Origin of the sequence: Neoluteolibacter marinus (assembly GCF_014904755.1) — a bacterium.
GTDB lineage: Bacteria > Verrucomicrobiota > Verrucomicrobiia > Verrucomicrobiales > Akkermansiaceae > Haloferula > Haloferula marina.
The window spans coordinates 1-565 of sequence record NZ_JACZFQ010000306.1 but is presented as its reverse complement, the minus strand read 5'-3'; the positions used below and the strand labels follow the sequence as shown (position 1 = coordinate 565).

Genomic DNA, 565 nt, shown 5'->3' with positions numbered 1-565 from the left:
CGTAGACGTCCTCGAACTCGACGGGTGGGATCATACCGATCTCTCCATGGAGCCTTCGGTGATTGAACCAGTCGATGTACTCCGCGGTCGCGATCTCCAACTCGTCGATGTTCTTCCAGGGCCCGCGATTGCGGACCAGCTCGGCCTTGAACAATGAGTTGAAGGCCTCGGCCAGGGCGTTGTCGTAGGAATCTCCCGTCGAGCCGACTGAAGCGACTACCCCGGCCTCTGACAGGCGCTGGGTGTAGCGCACCGCGACGTACTGGACACCCTTGTCGCTGTGGTGCTTCAGCCCTTCCACGTCCTGGCCAGCGCGCTGGCGGGTCCAGATCCCCATCTCCAGCGCGTCCAGGGCCAGATTGGTGCGCAGCGACTTCGACAGCTGCCAGCCAACCACTCGCCGAGAGAACACGTCCGTGACGAGTGCCGCGTACGCCCAGCCGGTGAACGCGCGGCAGTAGGTGATGTCGGCGACCCACAGCTGGTTCGGAGCCGTCGCCGTGAAATCGCGTTCGACCAGATCAGGTCGAGTCTCGCGGCCATGGCCGGGAATGGTCGTGCGTGG

Annotated in this window: 1 protein-coding gene; it reads right to left on the bottom strand. The window is 64.1% G+C overall.

Features of this window, described 5'->3' with window-relative positions; translation table 11 throughout:
* Window positions 1–565, bottom strand: a 565-nt coding sequence (locus tag IG178_RS25000; RefSeq protein WP_193215272.1) for an IS3 family transposase, incomplete at both ends; no start/stop codon positions are given.